Here is an 18,035-nt window from a genome sequence, read left to right as displayed (position 1 = left end):
CCTCAGCGGCCGGCCAGTGCGTCGACGATCTTCAGGCGCTTGGCACGCAGCGCCGGCAACAAGCCGACGATGATGCCGATCACCACGATCAGGCCCAGCCCCATCAGCCAGGTCGGCGTTGGCACGTGCGGCGGCAGCATGCCCATGCTCTTCGGGCTGATCGCGGGCAGCACCAGTGCGGCCAGGCCCATGCCGATCAGGCCGCCGAGGCCGATCAGCAGCACCGACTCCACCATCACCAGGGTCAGCACGGTGCTGTCCCTGAAGCCCAGCGTCTTCAGCGTGGCCAGTTCGGGCACGCGCTCGCGCACCGCCTGCGCCATGGTGTTGCCGGTCAGCAGCAGCAGGGTGAAGAACACCGCGCCCATGATCGAGGTGACGATCATGCCGATATCGGCGAACTGCTTGACGAAGGCCTGCTGGAACGCCGACTCGGTCTGGGTCTTGGTCTCGTGGTCGGAGTTGGCCGAGATCGCATCGATGGCCTGCGCCACGCGCGAGGAGTGGTCGGGATTGTCCAGCGTCACCGTGTACCAGCTCACCTGGTTCTTGATGTAGTCGTTGGATTCATCGAAGTACTTCCAGTTCATCATCAACTGGCGTTCTTCGTTGGCGGCCAATGCACGGTCCTTGGAGCGGTAGATGCCCTTCAGTTCCAGCGGCCAGTCGTTGCTGCCGCCGCGCGGGAAGATCGTGGCCTGCAGCGGGATGGTGTCACCGATCTTCCAGCCGAACTGCTTGGCCAGGGTTTCGCCGACGATGGCGCCGGTGCGGGTCTGCTTCCAGTCTTCCAGCTGCGCCGGGTCGATCTGCAGTTCGCGGTACACGTCGAAGTAGTTGGGCGACACCGAGAAGTTCGGGAAGAAGTTCTTCGGGTCCTGGTAGATGCCGCCGAACCACATGCCATAGGCCACATCACGCACGCCGGCGACCTGGCGGATCTGGGTCTCCAGGCGGATCGGCAGCGACTGGGTGATCGACAGCCGCGAGGCCACCACCAGCCGGTTGGCCCCTTCCACGCTGCCGCCGGAATTGAAGGCCACGCGTACCGAGTCGAGCATGCCGAACAGCAGGAACGCGGCCACCACCGAGAGCAGGGTCAGCAAGGTACGTGTGCGGCTGCGGAACAGCTGCGCCCACACCAGTGAGAAGTATTTCATCGCGGTGGCCTCCGTCAGTGGGCCAGCGGGGCGTCGGCCAGCTCGCCCTTGTCCAGGTGCACGGTGTGCGTGGCGTACTCGGCCGCCTTCGGGTCATGGGTGACCATGATGATGGTCTTGCCGTGCTCGCGGTTGAGCTGCTGCAGCAGGCCCAGGATCTCTTCGGCGGACTGGCGGTCGAGGTCGCCGGTGGGTTCGTCGCAGATCAGGAAGGTGGGGTCGGAGACGATCGCACGGGCGATCGCCACGCGCTGCTGCTGGCCGCCGGACAGCTCATTCGGGCGGTGGCTGCGGCGGTCGGCCAGGCCGACCAGGGTCAGCGCGATCTCCGCATTGCGCTTGCGCTGCGCGGCGCTGAGGTGGGTCAGCAGCAGCGGCAGCTCGACGTTCTTCTGCGCGGTCAGCATCGGCATCAGGTTGTAGAACTGGAACACGAAGCCGACGTGGTGGCTGCGCCAGGTCGACAGCTGGCCGCCGCTCATCTGGTCGATGCGCTCGCCTTCGATGCTGATCTCGCCGCCGCTGGGGTTGTCCAGGCCGCCGATCAGGTTGAGCAGGGTGGTCTTGCCCGAACCGGAGGGGCCCATCAGCGCGACGAAGTCGCCGCGCGCGATGTCCAGGTCGATGCCGTGCAGCACCTGCACTTTCTCGGGGCCACGCTGGTAGGTCTTGGTGATGTTGCGCAGTGAAACCAGGGTCGACATGGGTGGTTCTCCACGGAAGGCGGGAAACGGGGCACTGCGCCCGCGGTGGCCGCGGGCGTGCGTCGAGCGGTGCTGCCGGCGGCGCGCGGGGGCGCCAGGCCGTTACTGCGCTTGTTTCTGTTGCACCTTGGCGCCATCGCGCAGGGTCTCCGGTGGATTGACCACCACCGACTCGCCCGCGCTCACGCCCTTGAGGATCTGGCGGTCCTTGCCCATCGCCTGGCCGGCCTCGACCGTGCGCTGCTGCACGCGGCTGTCATCGCCCAGCACGAAGGCGACCGTGCTGCTTTCACGCTGCACCACCGCGCCGGCCGGCACGCGCACACCCTGCGGCGTGCTGGCGGCCTGCGGCTGTGCCTGTTCCAGGAAGCTGACCCGCACGCCCATCTCCGGCACGATGCGCGGGTCCTTCACCTTCAGTGCCACGCGCACCTTCACCGTGGCCTTGCCGCGGTCAGCGGTGGGAATGATGGCGATCACCTCGCCCGGAATCTTCCATTCCGGGTAGGCGTTGAGCGTGGCTTCCACCGGCATCTTCGGCTGCACGCGGCCGATGAAGGCCTCGCCGACCTCGACCTCGATCTCCAGCGAATCCATGTCGACGATGGTGCCGATGCCGGTACGGGTGAAGCCGCCGCCGGCCGACAACGGCGAGACGATTTCACCCGGTTGCGCCGCCTTGGCGGTGACAACCCCGGAGAACGGCGCGCGCACCACGTTGTTGTCCACGCCGAGGTCGGCGATGGCCAGCTGGTCGTGGGCGACCTTGACGTTGCGCTGGGCGGTGTCGAGCTGGGCACGCAGGCTGTCACGCTGGGCCACGGCCTGGTCGTACTGCGAGCGCGACACCAGCTGCTGGCCGACCAGCGCCTGCAGGCGGCTGGCTTCGGCCGCGGCCTGCTTCTGCTGCGCTTCCAGCCCGGCGACCTGGCTGCGCGCGGCCTGCAGCTGCGAGGCATACAGGCTGCGCTGCGCGTCGGCATCGATCGGGTCCAGCGTGGCCATGATCTGGCCCTGCTCCACGCGCATGCCTTCCTCGATCATCACCTCGCGCACCTTGCCGGTGATCTTGGCCGAGACCGTGGCCATGCGCCGGGCCACCACGTAGCCGCTGGCGTCGAGCACCGAACTGCTGGCGCTGCCCTGCTGGATAGCCACGGCAGGCGCGGTTTCCACTTCCACGGCCGGCGTGCGGCCGAACAGGAAGGCGATGGCGGCGGCGATCAGCAGCACCACCACGATGATCGCGATCCACAGCCAGCGGCGGCCACCGCCACTACCGCCGGAGGCAGTTGGCGGCGATTTGCGGTCGATACGGAGTTCCTTCAACAGCTCGGCAGAAGCGTTCATTCGTTCCATCACAGGCGTTCGGGCGGGTGTGGCCGGAAGCGCGGACGGCGGCGGTTCCGGCGAGGGAGCGTGCGGCACAGCATGAAGGCAGGTACGGCGATGATGGCAGTGACAGCTGTCATCCGATGACACTGACGGTGGCAACTGCGAAACGTGACCACGGCGGCACAGGATGGCAACGTCCCCGCTACCGGTACCGCCCATGGATCCGATCGCCCCGTCGCTGGCCCGCCTGCAGCAGGTGCAGGTGCGCTATCGCGACCATACCGCCCTGCATGGCATCGACCTGCAGGTCCGCGCTGGCCAGGTGCTGGCATTGCTGGGCCGCAATGGTGCTGGCAAGAGTACCGCGATCAGCGTGTTGTTGGGCCTGCGGCGGGCCGATGCCGGCGAGGTCGAGCTGCTCGGCGGCGACCCGCAGCAGCGCACCAGCCGACTGGGCCTGGGCGTGATGCTGCAGAGCACCAGCCTGCCGCCGATGCTGCAGGTGGACGAGCTGGTGGCGCAGGCCAGCGCCTGCTATCCCGAGCCCATGCCTCTGCAGGAGGTGCTGCAGCGCGCCGGCCTGCAGGCGCTGGCGCGGCGCCGTTACGGCCAGCTGTCCGGTGGCCAGCAGCGTGCCGTGCAGTTCGCCATCGCGATCTGCGGCCGCCCGCGCGTGCTGTTCCTGGACGAGCCCACCACCGGCCTGGACATCCAGGCGCGGCAGGGGATGTGGCAGGCGATCCGGCAGCACGTGGCCGAAGGCTGCGGCGTGCTGCTGACCACCCATTACCTGGAGGAGGCCGAAGCCCTGGCCCAGCAGGTGGTGGTGCTGGAGCAGGGCCGGGTGCTGGCCGACGCGCCGCTGGCCGAACTGCGCCTGGCCGACCGGCCGCGGCGCATCCGGTGCCGCAGTGCGCTGGCCGTCGATGTGCTGCGGCAGTGGCCCGGCGTGCAGCAGGTGCAGCGCGAGGGCGAGCACCTGCAGCTGCTGGCCAGCCCGGCCGAGCCGGTGGTGGCGCGCCTGCTGGCCGCCGACGCACAGCTGTGCGAGCTGGAAGTACAGGGCGCGGCGCTGGCCGACGCTTTCCTCGACATGACCCGGGAGGCCGCATGAACACCGTGATCCGTACGCCTGCAGCCGCGCGCCCGGGATGGCGCCGCGCCCTGCGCCCCTACGCCGCTGAACTGCAGGCCGAGCTGCGCCGCGCCTGGCGCACGCCCGCGTTCGCGGTGCCGTCGCTGCTGTTCCCGGTGCTGTTCTACCTGCTGTTCGGCGTGCTGCTGGGGCGGGGCCATGCGCCGCTGTACCTGCTGGCCACCTACTGCGTGTTCGGCGCGATGGCGCCGGCCCTGTTCGGCTTCGGCGTGCAGCTCGCGCTGGACCGCGAAGGCGGCCTGCTGACCCTCAAGCGCGCGCTGCCGATGCCGGCAGCGGCACCGCTGCTGGCACGGCTGGCGATGGCGGTGATGTTCGCGCTGCTGGTGGCCGCGTTGCTGATCGGCGTGGCGCGCGTGCTGGGCGGCGTGCACCTGCAACCCGCGCAGATGCTGCAGCTGCTGGCGGTGGCCGGCCTGGCCGCACTGCCGCTGGGGGCGATCGGCCTGCTGATCGGCAGCCATGTCAGCGCCAGTGCGGCGCCGGCGATGGTCAACCTGGTCTACCTGCCGCTGGCCCTGCTGTCGGGGCTGTGGCTGCCGCTGTCGGCACTGCCTGCGCTGTTCTCGACGATGGCACCGCTGTGGCCGACCTGGCATCTGGCGCAGCTGGCGCTGCCGGTGGTCGGGCTGCCGTCGGCGGGCAGCATCGGCGGCCATCTGCTGGTGCTGCTGGCGGTGACCGTGGTGGCGTTGCTGCTGGCACGCCGCCGCCTGCGCCGGATCGGCTGAACTGGCATGATCGGCAACGTTCGTCCCCGCCTGGATCCTCCCGTGTCGTCGAGCTGGCTTGCGTCCCTGCTGCGCCCTGCGCCGGATTCGGCCGTGGCCGAACTGCTGCGACGTGGCAAGTCGCCCTGGAGCGGCGCGATCCACCTGCTGTGGTCGGTATGGATCTTCCTCACCCCGGTGCTGGGCAATGGCTTCACGCTGCGCTGGCTGCTGCTGACCCTGGTCAGCTATCCGCTGTTCCTGCTGCTCTACGCCAGGGTGATGCTGGCGCCACGGCACCATGGGTGGCGCTATGCGCTGGGCATGATCGTGCTGGCGCTGGTACTGCTGCCCTGGTACCCCTCGGGCTTGAGCTACTTCGTGTTCGGCTGCGTGATGATCCGCATGAGCGGGCGCAGCAGCTGGTGGGCGTACCTGCTGCAGCTGACCGGGCTGAACCTGCTGTTCTGTGGCACCGCGCTGTACTTCGGCTATCCGTGGCAGGCCATGGTGTGGATGCCGGCGGTGTCGTTCATTGTCGGGCTGGTGGTGAACGTGGAGGCCCTGAGCCAGCAGCGCGACGTTGCCCTGCAGCTGTCGCAGGACGAAGTCCGGCGGCTGGCGACCACCGCCGAGCGCGAACGCATCGGCCGTGACCTGCATGACCTGCTCGGCCACACCCTGTCGCTGATCACGTTGAAGCTGGAGCTGGCGCGCAAGCTGCACGACCGTGGCGACGCGCGCGCGCGGCAGGAGATCGGCGAGGCCGAGGCGATCGCCCGCGAGGCGCTGGCACAGGTCCGCAGTGCGGTGACCGGCATCCGCGCCAGTGACCTGGCCGGTGAGCTGGCCTCGGCACGCCTGCTGCTGGAATGCCAGCAGGTGCACCTGCAGTACACGACGCCGCCACCGATGCCGGTGGACGTGGAACGTGGACTGGCGCTGGTGCTGCGCGAAGCAGCCACCAATATCGTGCGCCATGCGCAGGCGACCCGGGTGCAGGTGGATTTCATGCTTGAGGAACGACAGTTGGCGATGCAGATACGCGATGACGGGCGCGGTGGCGTGCAGGCCGAGGGCAATGGACTGTGTGGCATGCGCGAACGGGCGGCGGCGCTGGGTGGCCAGTTGACGCTGCAGTCTCCGCGCGGAGAAGGCACGGTGCTGACCGTGCGCGTGCCGCTGGTGGCCGCCAGTACGCCGGTGCCGCCGGCGTCATTGGCACCGGGCGGTGCGGCATGATCCGCATCCTGCTGGCCGAAGACCAGGCGATGGTACGGGGTGCGTTGTCGGCGCTGCTGGGCCTGGAGCCTGATATCGAGGTACTGGGCAGCGCCGCCGACGGCGAAGCCGCATGGCGGATGCTGCAGCAGCTGAAGCCGGACATCCTGGTGACCGACATCGAGATGCCTGGCCTGTCCGGGCTGGAACTGGCGCAGCGCATCGCCCGCCATGAGCTGCCGATCAAGGTGGTGATCGTGACCACCTTCGCCCGTGCCGGCTTCCTGCGTCGCGCGTTGGAAGCCGGCGTGCTGGGCTACCTGTTGAAGGACGCACCGGCCGAGAACCTGGCCGACGCACTGCGCAAGGTGAACCAGGGCATCCGCGCGATCGACCCGCAGCTGGCGCTGGATGCATGGTCGCAGGCCGACCCGCTGACCGACCGCGAACGCCGGGTGCTGCGGCTGGCGGGCGAGGGCCGCACGGCCAGCGAAATCGCCGAGCAGCTGGGGTTGTCGCACGGCACGGTGCGCAATTACCTGTCCGAGTGCATCGGCAAGCTGGGCGTGGCCAATCGCATCGAGGCGTATCGGCTGGCGCGGCAGAAGGGGTGGTTGTAGGGGCGGCTTGCTGTTTGCGTGATGTCGTTTCCGCGACCGCGGGGGGGTGTCACTTTCTTTGCGCGCAAAGAAAGTAACCAAAGAAACGCTCCGCCGGCCGCGAGCCGGCGTGCTTCGCACGCCGGTGCCCTGTGCTCCTCGGCCCGTCGAGGGGCGGTGCGGGAACTCGCTGCGCTCAGACACCCGCACCTCTTCGCCCTCGCCGGACCTGCGGTGCTCGGCTCGCTCAAGGCGGACCCAAGGTCAAATGCCACAGCTGCACCCAGTAGATCCACGCCATGCGTGGATGCCGTTGCCGTTGATCTTGACCTTCCAATCCGCCTTCAAGCGAGCCGAGCATCGCAGGGGAATCAGGGGCGAAGAGGCGCCGGTGTTTGAGCGCAGCGAGTTCGGCGCCATCCCCTGTTTCCCCGAGAAGCGCAGGGCACCGGTGCGTAGCACCGGCTCGCGACCTGGCGGCGTGTTTCTTTGGTTACTTTCTTGATGGCGCACATCCATGTGCGCCACCCTACGGGCCGGCTGCGCCGTTCCGCGCTGCTCCTGCAGCGCGGTGCACGAGCAAAGAAAGTGACACCCCTCCGCAGTCGCGGAAACGATCCGCCGGGAACTCCCGGCGAACCCGATCAATCCTTCCCGCGCGCCATCGCCTGGAACACCCCGTCACGCCGCACCCACAGGTGGAACAGCGCCGCCCCCACGTGCATCAGCACGGTGGCGAACAATACATAGGCCAGCAGGCTGTGCGCGTTGCGCAGCGCGGCATACAGGGCCGGGGTGTGCGGCACGATCGGCGGCAGGTGCAGGCCACCCCACAGCACGATCGGGTAACCGCCGGCCGACAGCATCGCCCAGCCGATCAGCGGCATCGCCAGCATCAGCGCGTACAGCATCCAATGCGACGCCTTGGCCGCCATCACCTGCCACACCGGCAGATCGGCCGGCAGCGGCGGCGGGCGATGGCGCAGCCGGTTGTACAGGCGCAGCAGCACCAGCAGCAGGATCGCGATGCCCAGTGGACGGTGCAGGTCGATCAGCACGGGGCGCAGATGCAGCGAGGCGACCATGGTCACGCCGATGAACAGCATGGCGATGATCATCAGCGCCATGGACCAGTGCAGTACCCGCGCCAGCAGGTTGAAGTGGCCATTGCCGGTGCTCATCGTGCGGCCTCCTTCGGTTGCTCCACGTTGCCGCTGGCGCGCTCGCGCTCGCGGCGGTTGAACGACTGCGAGTACACGGCCGAGCGTGCGGCCAGGATCGGATCGTCGCTGCCGCGCACGCCGCTGGGCAGGATCAGCGGATCGAAGTTGATCTGTCCGCAGGCGCCTTCTTCCTGCGACTGCATGCGGTCCAGGCTGAGCACGCCGGCCACCACCTGTTCACGCGACTCGGGCCACGCTACCGACGGATCATCGATGGCGTCGCCGGGCTCGGCGGTGCTGACGACCAGGTTCCAGCGCACCGGACCACTGGCCAGGCGCTGCTGCAGTTCCTGGCTGAGGAAATCGACGCTGGCCTGCTTGCGCGTTTCGGCGTCCATTTCCACCACCGGCGCCTGCGGCTGCCAGCGCCAGCGCACCGCGCGCTTCTGGCCCTGCGCGTTGGTGAACCAGAAGCTGTTGACACTGTTGAAGGTGGTGTCGGCCCAGCTGCTGGTCCACGGCGCGGTCTTGGCCCATTGCTGGAAGGCCTGTGCACTGGGGTACTTCGCCAGCACGGCCGCCATCTTCTGCGGGTCGGGCTTGCCGGTGGCCGGGTCGGGAATGGAGGCGCGGGTCTGCTCGAAGAACGCCTCTGCATCGGGAACGGCGAAGAACGGGAAGCTGTTCATCGCCATCCGCCACTCCTGGCCGTCATCGCTGACCATCTGCACCGCCAGGCTGCGCACGCGTGCGGTGTTGTCGGCACCGTAGGGATCGCCGCCGCCGATCGACAGCCGCCCCATCACCGGCACGCGCGGTTGCGAGAACACCCGTGCGCTGGACAGCGTCGGCGCCTGCGCGCTCGGTTCGAACCAGCCGCTCACACAGATGCCCTTGCTGTGCGCACGGCGGAAGCCTGGATGCGCCGGGCCGGTGGCTTCGATGGTGTCGGTGAAGCGCTGCGCGGTCAGGCGGTTGCCGATCCAGCCGGCCAGCCAGGCGAAGGTCAGTGCGACGGCACCCAGGATGAGCGCGATCAGTGCGATCCAGAGCAGCGGCGAATGCCTGCGCGGTGCGCCCGGCGCCTGGCCGGCGCGGGTATAGCGGAAGAGCGACATGGTCGGGTTCCTGCCTTCACGGAGCGTGTGGGTGGTCGACCCGCACATCCTCGCAGAACCCTTCCAGGCCCGGTATTCAAATTTTCGTCAAGTTTGCCGGGGAAGGCGTGCCGACCAAGGTCGGCACCCACCCGATCAGCTGTAGCGCGCCTTCAGCATCGCCCAGGCCGAACGCAGCGCCAGCGCTTCGCCACCGGCCGGACGGCCCGGTCGCTCGCCGTCGTTCCAGGCATAGACGTCCAGATGCGCCCAGCGCTGGCCGTCTTCCAGGAAACGTTCCAGGTACAGCGCGGCAGTGACCGAGCCGGCCATGCGCGAACCGGCATTGGCCAGGTCCGCGATGCCACTGGTCAGATAACGCAGGTAGGGGCGCCACAGCGGCATGCGCCAGACCGGGTCGCGGGTCGCGTCGCCGGCCTGCAGCCACTGCTGGGCCACGCTGTCATCGTTGCTGAACAGTGCCGGCAGGTCCGGGCCCAGCGCGATGCGTGCAGCACCGGTGAGGGTGGCGAAGTCCAGCACCAGGTCGGGTTTCTGCTCGCTGGCGAAGGTCAGCGCGTCGCACAGGATCACGCGGCCTTCGGCGTCGGTGTTGTCGATCTCCACGCTCAGGCCCTTGCGCGTGGCGATGACTTCGCCCGGGCGGAAGGCATCCGGGCCGATCGCGTTTTCCACCGCCGGCACCAGCAGGGTCAGCCGCACCGGCAGCCCGCGGGCCATCACCAGGCCGGCCAGGGCCAGCGCGTGCGCGGCGCCGCCCATGTCCTTCTTCATGTTGCGCATGCCGTCGGCCGGCTTGATGTCCAGGCCACCGGTGTCGAAGCACACGCCCTTGCCGACCAGCACCAGTGCCGGATCGGTGTCCTTGCCCCAGCGCAGCACGACCAGGCGCGGAGCGCGGTGCGAGGCGCGGCCCACGGCATGGATGGCCGGGAAGTTCTGCTTCAGCAGCGCATCGCCGGTGATCGCCTCGACCTCGGCGCCATGCGCGTCGGCCAGCGCACGTGCGGCGTCTTCCAGCTGCTGCGGACCCATGTCCTCGGTCGGGGTGTTGACCCAGTCACGCACGCGCAGGCTGGCGGTGATCAGGTCGGCCGCTTCGCCGGTGGGGGTGGCCACCAGCTGCGCCGGCGCACGGTGGCGCTTGCGGTAGCGGTCGAAGCGGTAGCTGCCCAGGCCCCAGCCGAGCTGCATCAGCGCCTGTTCGGCGGCCGGCAGTTCGCTGGCCAGCTGCCACACGCTGCCTTCCGGCAGGGCGTGCGGAGCGTGCGAGTAGCTGTAGGCGTCGGCGCGATCACCGACGCCGATCACCGCACCGGCCAGGCCGTCGGCACCGGGCAGCAGCGCGGTGCTGAACGCGCCGGCAGTAAAGCCCTGCGATGCCAGCCAGGCCTGGGTGGCGGCCGGCTGGCCGTCCTTCCAGGCCGCGAACTGCTCGCGGTCCAGCACGTACAGCGGCAGCGCTGCGGTGGCGTCAGTGGTGAAACCAGTGATCTCGCTCATGCGTCAGATACTCCGGGGTGCGGCAGCGTCGAGGTTGGCATCCAACCAGTCGGCCAGGCCGGTGAGGGTGTCGAACTGCAGGTCCGGCTGCAGCTGCGGATGGGTCCAGGTGGCGGCTTCACGGTTGATCCAGCATCCGCGCAGGCCTGCGGCGATTGCCCCGGCCACGTCCATCTCGGCATGGTCGCCGACATGCAGCACCTGTACCGGCGCCACACCCAGGCGGTTGCAGGCGGCGTGGAAGATGCTTGCCTCGGGCTTGGCCGCGCCGTGCTCGCGCGCACCCAACTGGAAGGCGAAATGATGGGCCAGGCCGATCCGTTCCAGATCGGCGTTGCCATTGCTCAGCGCCGCCACCGGCACCCGCGCGGCAATCCGCGCCAGTGCCTCGATCGCATCGGGGTAGCACTCCACCTGGTTGCGCGCGGCGTAGAACACTTCATACGCCGGCTCCAGCAGGTCGAGGCTGGCGCCGCTGCCGTGCAGGGCTTCGTGCAGGGTCAGCCGGCGCAGTGCGCTCAGGTCGTGATGGAGGTGCGGATGGGCGTGGTACAGGCGCTCGCGCAGTTCGCGCATGGCCGCCACCGGATACATCGCGGCGGTGGCGGGGCTGTGTTCACGCATCCACTCGTGCAGGACCAGGTCGATGCGGGCGCCGATCGGAGCGAACGGCCACAGCGTGTCGTCAAGGTCGAGGGTGATGGCTTGGACGGGGAAATTCACCCCGCCATTCTACGCCTGCGCGCGCGGGCTTTCATTCCAGCAGGCGCGCCCAGCCCTGCATGCCGTCCAGCCGTGCCAGCACCAGCTTGATGCACACCAGCAGCGGCACTGCCAGCAGCAGCCCGATCATGCCCCAGGCCCAGCCGAACACCATCAGTGCCAGGATCAGCACCAGTGGCGACAGCTTCATGCGCCGCCCCAGCACGATCGGGGTCACCACCTGGCCCTCCACGGTATGCAGGGCCAGGTAGGCGGCCGCCGGCAGCAGCGCCTGCAGCGGGTCGCTGAATTCCACGAAACCCATCAGCAGCATCAGGGCCACGCCGATCAGCGGGCCCACGTAGGGCGCGAAATTCAGCAGCGCCGCCACCGTGCCCCACAGCAGTGCATCCTGCAGGCTGATGCCGAACAGCATCAGGACGCCGGCAAACACCAGCCCGACCAGGGTATTGATCACGCTGATGGTCAGCACGTAGCGCGAGACCTCGCGCTCGATCGAACGCAGGATGTCGCTGGTGAAGCGCTGTTGCTGGCGGTTCGGGAACAGCGCGATCGCCGCGCGCTGCAGGTTCTGCCCGTAGATCATGAAGAACAGGGTCAGCAGCACCACCGCCAGCACCGAGGCGGCCAGCCGTGGTGCACGGGTCAGCATGCGGTACGGGTCGTCGAGCTGGGTGCGGATCACCTGCACCTTGCGGTTGCTGTCACCGCCGGCGACGCGCGCGAAGTTCTCTGCGGCCTGGTTGGCCTGCTGCACCGGCTTGGTCAGGTCCTGTACCTGGCGCGCGACCTTGCGCAGCTGCTGCGGGGCTTCCTGTGCCCACTCCATCGCCGGGCCGATCAGCTGCACCGCCAGCGCACCGGTCACGCCGAGACCGGCGCCGAGCACCAGCAGTGCGCCCAGCGCACGTGGAATCCACAGCTTCTGCAACAGGCGCAGGATCGGGTTGCCGACCAACGCGAAGAACATCGCCAGCAGCACCGGCAGGATGATGTCCTGTGCGGCCCACAGGGTGTAGCCCACCGCCAGCGTGGCCAGCACCACCAGCGACATCGGCCCGCGCGGGCGCGACGGTGGCGGCAGCGGCGCCTCGGGCAGTTCGGGGCCGGCCGCTGACGGGGACAGGAGGGGCTCGCTCATCGACGCATCAACCGGGAAGGGAAGCGCATTATCCGCCGGCCGTGATCGGCGCGGCGGATTCCATCCATCAACGTTCGGACAGTTCAGTGGCCGCTTCGGCCGGACGCGGCTCGCGCAGTTCCGGTTCCGCCGCCGGCTGTGCTACCTGTGCCGGGCGTGCAGCGGATGCCGATGCGGCCGCCTGTGCCTGCTCGCTGGCATCGTCGGCTTCTTCGGCGGCATCGTCGGCGGTGGCTGCGGCCTGCGCCGCCATGGCCGTAGCGAACGCCGCCTGCGCGCTGGCGAACAGGCTCGAGACCGAGCCCACCATCTGCAGCCACCGCGCACCGTTGACCTTCCCCGGCACTTCCAGCTTGCCGGCGATGAAGCCGCCGGCCAGGCCGACCACCACGATGCGCAGCGGCGACCAGCCCTGGCGCCAGACCTGGCTGAGCGTGGACCAGTGGTCCTGGGTCTCGACCAGTCGCACCGTCACCACCTGTTCGCAGCGTTTCACCCGCCGCTGCAGCGCACCGAACTTCATGGCTTGCCCTCCGGCAGCTGCACATCGGCATCCGGGTCATCTTCGCTGGGCTCGTCGAACAGGCCCAGGCGTGACAGCTGGCGCCGGGTGGCGTGCATGCCGGTGTGGTGGAAGAAGTAGGACACCCGCCAGATCGCATAGCCGGTCACGGCCAGGCTCAGCAGCGAGGTGATCAGCAGGGCCTGCAGCCAGCTCAGGCCCCAGCTCTGCAGCAGGGCGATGAGGGTGGCCGCCATCAGCAGCCAGGCCGACGCACCGAACACGATCGCCACGCCGGCCCAGGCCAGTGCACGGCCGAACGCACTGCGTGCCAGCGCGAAGTCGGCCGAAGCCAACCGGCGCAACGAGCGCAGCGAATGCTTGGCCGAATCGGCAGCGGCACGGCCGGCTGCACCGACCTGGCGGATGCTCTCATCCAGCGGCGGGGTGGCCGCCGGATCAGGCGCTTGCGCGTTGTCTTCGCTCACGCTGCGGCTTACTTGTCGCTGCTGCCGCGGGCCAGCTTGGCGATGATCCAGCCGGCGGCGAAGGCGACGCCGAACGAGGCCAGCGGACGTTCGCGGATCAGCTCAGCGGCGCTGTCGATCAGATCCTTGCCCTTGTCCATCAGTGCATCGACCTGTTCCTTGGCGGCGGCACCACCGAACTCGGCGGCGGCCAGGCCGGACAGCGCGCTGTCGGACAGTTCGGCCTTGACGTTGGCCTTGCCGATGCGCAGTTCATCGGTCGCAGCACCGGTTGCGCCCTTGATCGCGCCGCCGGCGGCCGTGGCGGCCTGCTTCAGGTGGGAACCGGCTTCACCCAGGTGTTCCTTCAGGTTCTCGGTATTGGTGGGGCTCATCGAATCACTCCTGTTGCGATGGGGGAACGGGTGTCGGCGGTGCCGACCTGGACTGACAGCAATAGCATTGCCGGGGTATAGGGGGTGTTACGGCGGGGCGATCAGCGCATCACGAGCTGGCCCTGCTGCTGGCCGTTGTTGCGCAGCACGCGCAGTACCAGGGTCGGCGGGCGCTGCTGGAAGTTGGCACGCCAGCTGGCCAGGTCGGCGAATTCACCCACCGTGGCGTCGGTGATGATGTCGCCCTGCTGCAGGCCGTTGCTGGCCGCGCGACTGCCGCGCTTGACCTCGCTGACCAGTACGCCGCCAACGCCCGACTGGCGCAGCGATTCGGGCAGGTCGACGAAGGTGGCGCCGCCCAGGCGTGGGTCCAGGCTGTCGCCGGTCACTGCACGTGCCTGCTCCTTCAGCGTCGCCTTGATCTGCAACGGCTTGCCTTCGCGGCGCACGTCCAGCGTCAGCGGGCTGCCGACCGCGGCCAGGCCTTCCACGTTGTGCAGCGCCTCGGCGCTGTCCACGCGCTGGCCATTGGCTGAGACCACCACGTCGCCTGGTTTCAGGCCAGCGGTCGCGGCGGCCGAACCGGCCAGCACGCGGGTGATCAGCGCGCCGCGGCTTTCGCCCAGGCCCAGGCCCTGCGCGATCTGCGCGGTCAGGTTCTGGCTCTCCACGCCCAGCGTGCCGCGCACCACCACGCCATGCTTGACCAGCTGGTCGACCACGCTGCGCGCCAGGTTGGAGGGAATCGCCAGGCCCAGGCCGATATTGCCGGCCATGCTGCCCTGCGGATTGAAGCTGGCGGTATTGATGCCGACCAGCTGGCCCTGCAGGTCGACCAGCGCGCCGCCGGAGTTGCCCGGATTGATCGACGCATCGGTCTGGATGAAGTTCTGGTAGCCCAGGCCGCGGATGCCGCTGCGGCCCACAGCCGAGACGATGCCGGAGGTAACCGTCTGGCTGAAGCCGAACGGATTGCCGATGGCCACCACGAAGTCGCCCACTCGCAGCTGGTCGCTGTTGCCCAGTTTGATGTCGGTCAGGTTCTGCGCCGGGATGCGGATCAGCGCGATGTCGGTATCGCGGTCCGAACCGAGGAATTCGGCCTTGACCGTGCGCCCGTCGGCCAGCGTCACCTGCACGTCATCGGCATTGTCGATGACGTGGTGGTTGGTCAGCACCAAGCCTTCCTTGGCGTCGATGATCACGCCCGAGCCCAGCGATTCATTGATGCGTTCCTGCGGGATGTCCGGGAACAGGCGGCGGAAGAACGGGTCGTTGAAGAACGGGTTGCGTACGCGCACCACCTGCTTGGTGTTGACGCTGACCACTGCCGGCATCGCCTTTTCCAGCATTGGCGCCAGCGAGGGCACCGCCTGTCCGGCCACCGAGGCCGGCAATGCCGCGGTGGTCGGCAACACCGCCGGCAGCGGTGCGGCATCGGCGCGGTTGTCCAGGTGTGCATTGAGGCCGGTGGCAACGAAGCCACCGAAGGCAGCGGCGATTGCGAGCGTGAGCAGGGTGGGGAGCGGTCGCATGGGCGTCGGTTCGCAGGCGTGGGTGGGGGCGGTTCGGCCCTACGGTAAAACAAGCTGAATGAGTGTGTCGCGATCTGGATAAATGCGCCATGAAAACCGCGTGCCCGGCAGGCGGATCCGAATGCCGGCGGCGAGGCCAAAGCGACCGTCATGGCAGCGATGCGTGCACTGCCGAAGGTGGCCGACCGCGAGCTGGACACAGACGGATACCTGCGCAGTTCCGCGCAACCGAGTGCCGCAATGCGCCACAACCTGCGCGGATCAGCGCATCGGTGCCGGCCACTGCGGTGCTGCCCATCCTGCGTGTGGCGCGTGTGGCGCAGTCCTTAAAAAAAGGGGTTTGCTGCAAAGCAGTCGTGCTGGCGACCGTGCCTGGCTACACCATTGCCGTCGCAGCAGATGCGATTGTCGGCGTGTGCCCCGTTCCACGATCGTCAATGTCGGTATAGCATCGCCCCGTTTTGATACTAAAGGCCCCCAGGAGGGCAACATGAGCAACGGTAATGGTAATGGTGTGTCGGTCGTGACCGACGCCGTCGAGAACGTCAAAGAAGCCGCCACCAATGTTGGCGAGACCATCGCCCACGCCGCCGAAGACGCCGTGAAGTCGGTCAAGAAGACCGTCAAGCGCGCCACCAAGGCTGCCGGTACCCGCGTTGCCAAGGCCAAGAAGGCCGTGGCCAAGGTCGAGAAGACCGTTGCCAAGAAGGCCGAGAAGGCTGCCAAGTCGGTCGGCAAGACCGTTGCCAAGGCCAAGCAGAAGCTGGAAGCCGCCAAGAAGAACGCCAAGGCCGAAGCCGCTGCCCTGAAGAAGGAAGTGGCCAAGAAGAAGGCCGCTGCGGGCAAGGCTGTGACCAAGAAGGCCGCCGCTGCCAAGAAGACCACCAAGGCCGCCACCAAGGCTGCCGGCAAGAAGGTCGCCACCGTGAAGAAGGCCGCCACCAAGAAGGCTGCCGTGGCCAAGAAGACTGTTGCCAAGAAGGCCGCGGCCGCCAAGAAGGTGGTCGGCAAGAAGGTCGCCACCGCCAAGAAGGCTGTGGCCAAGAAGACCGTCGCCGCCAAGAAGGTCGCCGGCAAGAAGGCCGTGGCTGCGAAGAAGGTTGTCGGCAAGAAGGTTGCCGCCACCAAGAAGGTCGCCACCAAGAAGACCGCTGCGGCCAAGAAGGTTGTCGGCAAGAAGGCGGCCGTTGCCAAGAAGGCCGTCGGCAAGAAGACCGCTGCGTCCAAGAAGGTCGTCGGCAAGAAGACCGCCGTCGCCAAGAAGGCGGTTGGCAAGAAGGTTGCCGCCACCCGCAAGACGGTCGCCAGGAAGGCTGCACCGCTGAAGAAGGTCGCCGCCAAGAAGGCTCCGGCCAAGAAGGCCGTGCGCAAGGTCGCCAAGCGCAAGTAATCGCGCCGTGACCGAAGGCCCTGCCACCCTCCGGGTGGTGGGGCCTTTCGCGTTTCTGGGACATGGCCTGGGGCAAGATGCAGGCTCTTCCCGCCGGAGTGCCGAGCATGCGCGGTATCGACTTCAGTTCCTGGCAGGGCGTGCTGTCCACCTTGGCCGGCCTGGTCCTGATCACCCTGCTCGGCGTGGGCATCCGCCTGCTGGTGATGCAGACCCTGCAGCAGCGTCGCGAGCGCGAGAACCGGCAGATCAATGAGCGGCTGCGCACGCTGATGGCCGCCTACAAGACCCTGGGCGGTTCGTTCACCGGCGAACTGGGGGTGGACCCCAGCCATCGCCGCGACCTGCGCCAGCGCGAAGATGCCGAAGGCATCGCCGAACCGCGTTCGGACCGCGCCCGCCGCATCCGCGATGCGGTCGAGGCGGCACTGTCGGACATCCTGCTGCTGGGCACCGACGAACAGGTGCGGCTGGCCGCGCGCGCCGCCAACGAACTGGCACAGGGTCGGCCGGTGCACACCCACGACCTGGTGGTATCGCTGCGTGACTTCGTGCGCGAAGCGCTGGACCTGGCGCCGATCCCGGCCGGCCTGCAGATTCCACCGCAGGGCCCGACCCGGCCCGGCGCCAGCGGCGGCGGCAAGGGCCGCAACGACGGCGATGCGAAGGGCGGTCGTTCGGGTGGAGGCGGTGGTGGCGGCGGCGGAATGGGGGCCGGCATGGGCCTGGGTGCCGGCGCCGCACTGGGCGCCGGCCATGCCGCTGCCAGCGATGACACGGACGCGCGCTGAGCGCGCCCACACCCTTCAGGGCGTAAGTTCGTAGATCGGCACGAAGCCGCCGAAGATCATCCGCGCGCCGTCGAACGGCATCGGATTCTTCGACGGGTCCAGCCGCGGATCTTCCATCATCTTCTGCATGCCGGCGTCGCGGGTCACCTTGTCCGGCCATTCGATCCAGGAAAACACCACCGTCTCATCCGGCGTGGCCTTCACTGCGCCGAAGAAGTCGGTGGTCTTGCCGCGTGGCACGTCGTCACCCCAGCACTCGACCACGCGCAGGGCACCGTATTCGATGAACACCACGTCGCCGCTGCGCGCGTGGGCGAGGAACTTCTCCTTGTTGGCGGTGGGCACCGCCATGACGAAACCATCGATGTAGCTCATTGCCTGCCTCCGGATGGACCGCGCCGCATGCACGGCCTTCAAGTACC

19 protein-coding genes are annotated in these 18,035 nt (G+C 68.4%); 6 read left to right on the top strand and 13 right to left on the bottom strand.

Annotated elements, in window-relative coordinates; all coding sequences use genetic code 11:
* Window positions 1-2: 2 nt before the first annotated feature.
* The 3 genes from QRO93_RS06530 to QRO93_RS06520 form a co-directional block, all read right to left on the bottom strand.
* Entirely contained in the window at window positions 3-1,160 is a 1,158-nt protein-coding gene (locus tag QRO93_RS06530; protein ID WP_004153798.1) for an ABC transporter permease, read from the bottom strand.
* A gap of 14 nt (window positions 1,161-1,174) precedes the next feature.
* Entirely contained in the window at window positions 1,175-1,864 is a 690-nt protein-coding gene (locus QRO93_RS06525; protein WP_004153799.1) for an ABC transporter ATP-binding protein, read from the bottom strand.
* A 102-nt stretch (window positions 1,865-1,966) separates the two neighbouring features.
* Window positions 1,967-3,214: an efflux RND transporter periplasmic adaptor subunit gene (locus QRO93_RS06520; RefSeq protein WP_180880103.1), complete on the bottom strand. Its 1,248-nt coding sequence runs from the start codon at window positions 3,212-3,214 to the stop codon at window positions 1,967-1,969.
* A gap of 202 nt (window positions 3,215-3,416) precedes the next feature.
* Here QRO93_RS06520 and QRO93_RS06515 point away from each other — a divergent pair, with 202 nt between their 5' ends.
* The 4 genes from QRO93_RS06515 to QRO93_RS06500 are packed head-to-tail and all read left to right on the top strand — an operon-like array spanning window position 3,417 to window position 6,906.
* The gene (locus QRO93_RS06515; protein ID WP_180880100.1) at window positions 3,417-4,313 is read left to right on the top strand and encodes an ABC transporter ATP-binding protein; all 897 of its coding nucleotides are present in this window, start codon (window positions 3,417-3,419) and stop codon (window positions 4,311-4,313) included.
* Window positions 4,310-5,086 carry an ABC transporter permease gene (locus QRO93_RS06510; protein WP_053448541.1) on the top strand — a complete coding sequence of 259 codons (777 nt, stop codon included), beginning with the start codon at window positions 4,310-4,312 and terminating at the stop codon, window positions 5,084-5,086. The genes QRO93_RS06515 and QRO93_RS06510 overlap by 4 nt, the downstream gene beginning before the upstream one ends.
* A 6-nt stretch (window positions 5,087-5,092) precedes the next feature.
* Window positions 5,093-6,307, top strand: a complete 1,215-nt coding sequence (locus QRO93_RS06505; protein ID WP_180880098.1) for a sensor histidine kinase — start codon at window positions 5,093-5,095, stop codon at window positions 6,305-6,307.
* Window positions 6,304-6,906, top strand: coding sequence for a response regulator transcription factor (locus tag QRO93_RS06500; protein ID WP_008268231.1), 603 nt, complete (start codon window positions 6,304-6,306; stop codon window positions 6,904-6,906). The genes QRO93_RS06505 and QRO93_RS06500 overlap by 4 nt, the downstream gene beginning before the upstream one ends.
* 623 nt (window positions 6,907-7,529) lie before the next feature.
* On the opposite strand, the gene QRO93_RS06495 is transcribed toward QRO93_RS06500, so the two are convergent.
* The 9 genes from QRO93_RS06495 to QRO93_RS06455 all read right to left on the bottom strand — a co-directional run bounded on the left by QRO93_RS06495 (window position 7,530) and on the right by QRO93_RS06455 (window position 15,432).
* Complete coding sequence (locus tag QRO93_RS06495) at window positions 7,530-8,066, bottom strand: cytochrome b (RefSeq protein WP_004153827.1); 537 nt, start codon at window positions 8,064-8,066, stop codon at window positions 7,530-7,532.
* On the bottom strand, window positions 8,063-9,166 hold the full coding sequence (locus QRO93_RS06490; RefSeq protein WP_164086501.1) for a catalase family peroxidase: 1,104 nt from the start codon (window positions 9,164-9,166) through the stop codon (window positions 8,063-8,065). The genes QRO93_RS06495 and QRO93_RS06490 overlap by 4 nt, the downstream gene beginning before the upstream one ends.
* Window positions 9,167-9,301: 135 nt before the next feature.
* The gene (locus QRO93_RS06485; protein ID WP_053509532.1) at window positions 9,302-10,669 is read right to left on the bottom strand and encodes a M17 family metallopeptidase; all 1,368 of its coding nucleotides are present in this window, start codon (window positions 10,667-10,669) and stop codon (window positions 9,302-9,304) included.
* A gap of 3 nt (window positions 10,670-10,672) precedes the next feature.
* Window positions 10,673-11,392, bottom strand: a complete 720-nt coding sequence (locus QRO93_RS06480) for an HAD family hydrolase (protein WP_180880096.1) — start codon at window positions 11,390-11,392, stop codon at window positions 10,673-10,675.
* A gap of 31 nt (window positions 11,393-11,423) precedes the next feature.
* Complete coding sequence (locus QRO93_RS06475) at window positions 11,424-12,533, bottom strand: AI-2E family transporter (protein ID WP_040006610.1); 1,110 nt, start codon at window positions 12,531-12,533, stop codon at window positions 11,424-11,426.
* Between the two features lie 67 nt (window positions 12,534-12,600).
* On the bottom strand, window positions 12,601-13,056 hold the full coding sequence (locus QRO93_RS06470) for a protein sip-5 (protein WP_180880094.1): 456 nt from the start codon (window positions 13,054-13,056) through the stop codon (window positions 12,601-12,603).
* Window positions 13,053-13,523, bottom strand: coding sequence for a phage holin family protein (locus QRO93_RS06465; protein WP_004153834.1), 471 nt, complete (start codon window positions 13,521-13,523; stop codon window positions 13,053-13,055). The genes QRO93_RS06470 and QRO93_RS06465 overlap by 4 nt, the downstream gene beginning before the upstream one ends.
* Window positions 13,524-13,531: 8 nt before the next feature.
* Window positions 13,532-13,897 (bottom strand): hypothetical protein, encoded by a 366-nt coding sequence (locus tag QRO93_RS06460; RefSeq protein WP_004153835.1) that lies wholly within the window; start codon window positions 13,895-13,897, stop codon window positions 13,532-13,534.
* 101 nt (window positions 13,898-13,998) lie between these two features.
* Entirely contained in the window at window positions 13,999-15,432 is a 1,434-nt protein-coding gene (locus QRO93_RS06455) for a Do family serine endopeptidase (RefSeq protein ID WP_053448547.1), read from the bottom strand.
* A 490-nt stretch (window positions 15,433-15,922) separates the two neighbouring features.
* Between QRO93_RS06455 and QRO93_RS06450 the strand changes: the two genes are divergently transcribed.
* Window positions 15,923-16,822, top strand: a complete 900-nt coding sequence (locus tag QRO93_RS06450) for a histone (RefSeq protein WP_285304022.1) — start codon at window positions 15,923-15,925, stop codon at window positions 16,820-16,822.
* A 107-nt stretch (window positions 16,823-16,929) separates the two neighbouring features.
* Entirely contained in the window at window positions 16,930-17,613 is a 684-nt protein-coding gene (locus QRO93_RS06445; protein WP_180880090.1) for a hypothetical protein, read from the top strand.
* A 15-nt stretch (window positions 17,614-17,628) separates the two neighbouring features.
* Here the strand turns inward: QRO93_RS06445 and QRO93_RS06440 are convergent, their stop codons facing one another.
* Window positions 17,629-17,988 carry a DUF1428 domain-containing protein gene (locus QRO93_RS06440; protein ID WP_180880088.1) on the bottom strand — a complete coding sequence of 120 codons (360 nt, stop codon included), beginning with the start codon at window positions 17,986-17,988 and terminating at the stop codon, window positions 17,629-17,631.
* Window positions 17,989-18,035: the final 47 nt, after the last annotated feature.

Origin of the sequence: Stenotrophomonas maltophilia group sp. Smal17 (genome assembly GCF_030237045.1) — a bacterium.
GTDB classification, from domain to species: domain Bacteria; phylum Pseudomonadota; class Gammaproteobacteria; order Xanthomonadales; family Xanthomonadaceae; genus Stenotrophomonas; species Stenotrophomonas forensis.
Note: the sequence above shows the minus strand (reverse complement) of the source record. Positions and strands in the feature narration are given on the sequence as shown.

Bases quoted from the DNA above. Each gene is read 5' to 3' on its own strand.
- QRO93_RS06515 (WP_180880100.1), top strand. From the start codon at position 3,417: ATGGATCCGATCGCCCCGTCGCTGGCCCGCCTGCAGCAGGTGCAGGTG.
- QRO93_RS06460 (WP_004153835.1), bottom strand. From the start codon at position 13,897: ATGAGCCCCACCAATACCGAGAACCTGAAGGAACACCTGGGTGAAGCC.
- QRO93_RS06495 (WP_004153827.1), bottom strand. From the start codon at position 8,066: ATGAGCACCGGCAATGGCCACTTCAACCTGCTGGCGCGGGTACTGCAC.
- QRO93_RS06485 (WP_053509532.1), bottom strand. From the start codon at position 10,669: ATGAGCGAGATCACTGGTTTCACCACTGACGCCACCGCAGCGCTGCCG.
- QRO93_RS06440 (WP_180880088.1), bottom strand. From the start codon at position 17,988: ATGAGCTACATCGATGGTTTCGTCATGGCGGTGCCCACCGCCAACAAG.
- QRO93_RS06525 (WP_004153799.1), bottom strand. From the start codon at position 1,864: ATGTCGACCCTGGTTTCACTGCGCAACATCACCAAGACCTACCAGCGT.
- QRO93_RS06510 (WP_053448541.1), top strand. From the start codon at position 4,310: ATGAACACCGTGATCCGTACGCCTGCAGCCGCGCGCCCGGGATGGCGC.
- QRO93_RS06505 (WP_180880098.1), top strand. From the start codon at position 5,093: ATGATCGGCAACGTTCGTCCCCGCCTGGATCCTCCCGTGTCGTCGAGC.
- QRO93_RS06490 (WP_164086501.1), bottom strand. From the start codon at position 9,166: ATGTCGCTCTTCCGCTATACCCGCGCCGGCCAGGCGCCGGGCGCACCG.
- QRO93_RS06500 (WP_008268231.1), top strand. From the start codon at position 6,304: ATGATCCGCATCCTGCTGGCCGAAGACCAGGCGATGGTACGGGGTGCG.
- QRO93_RS06445 (WP_180880090.1), top strand. From the start codon at position 16,930: ATGCGCGGTATCGACTTCAGTTCCTGGCAGGGCGTGCTGTCCACCTTG.
- QRO93_RS06455 (WP_053448547.1), bottom strand. From the start codon at position 15,432: ATGCGACCGCTCCCCACCCTGCTCACGCTCGCAATCGCCGCTGCCTTC.
- QRO93_RS06475 (WP_040006610.1), bottom strand. From the start codon at position 12,533: ATGAGCGAGCCCCTCCTGTCCCCGTCAGCGGCCGGCCCCGAACTGCCC.
- QRO93_RS06470 (WP_180880094.1), bottom strand. From the start codon at position 13,056: ATGAAGTTCGGTGCGCTGCAGCGGCGGGTGAAACGCTGCGAACAGGTG.
- QRO93_RS06520 (WP_180880103.1), bottom strand. From the start codon at position 3,214: ATGAACGCTTCTGCCGAGCTGTTGAAGGAACTCCGTATCGACCGCAAA.
- QRO93_RS06450 (WP_285304022.1), top strand. From the start codon at position 15,923: ATGAGCAACGGTAATGGTAATGGTGTGTCGGTCGTGACCGACGCCGTC.
- QRO93_RS06530 (WP_004153798.1), bottom strand. From the start codon at position 1,160: ATGAAATACTTCTCACTGGTGTGGGCGCAGCTGTTCCGCAGCCGCACA.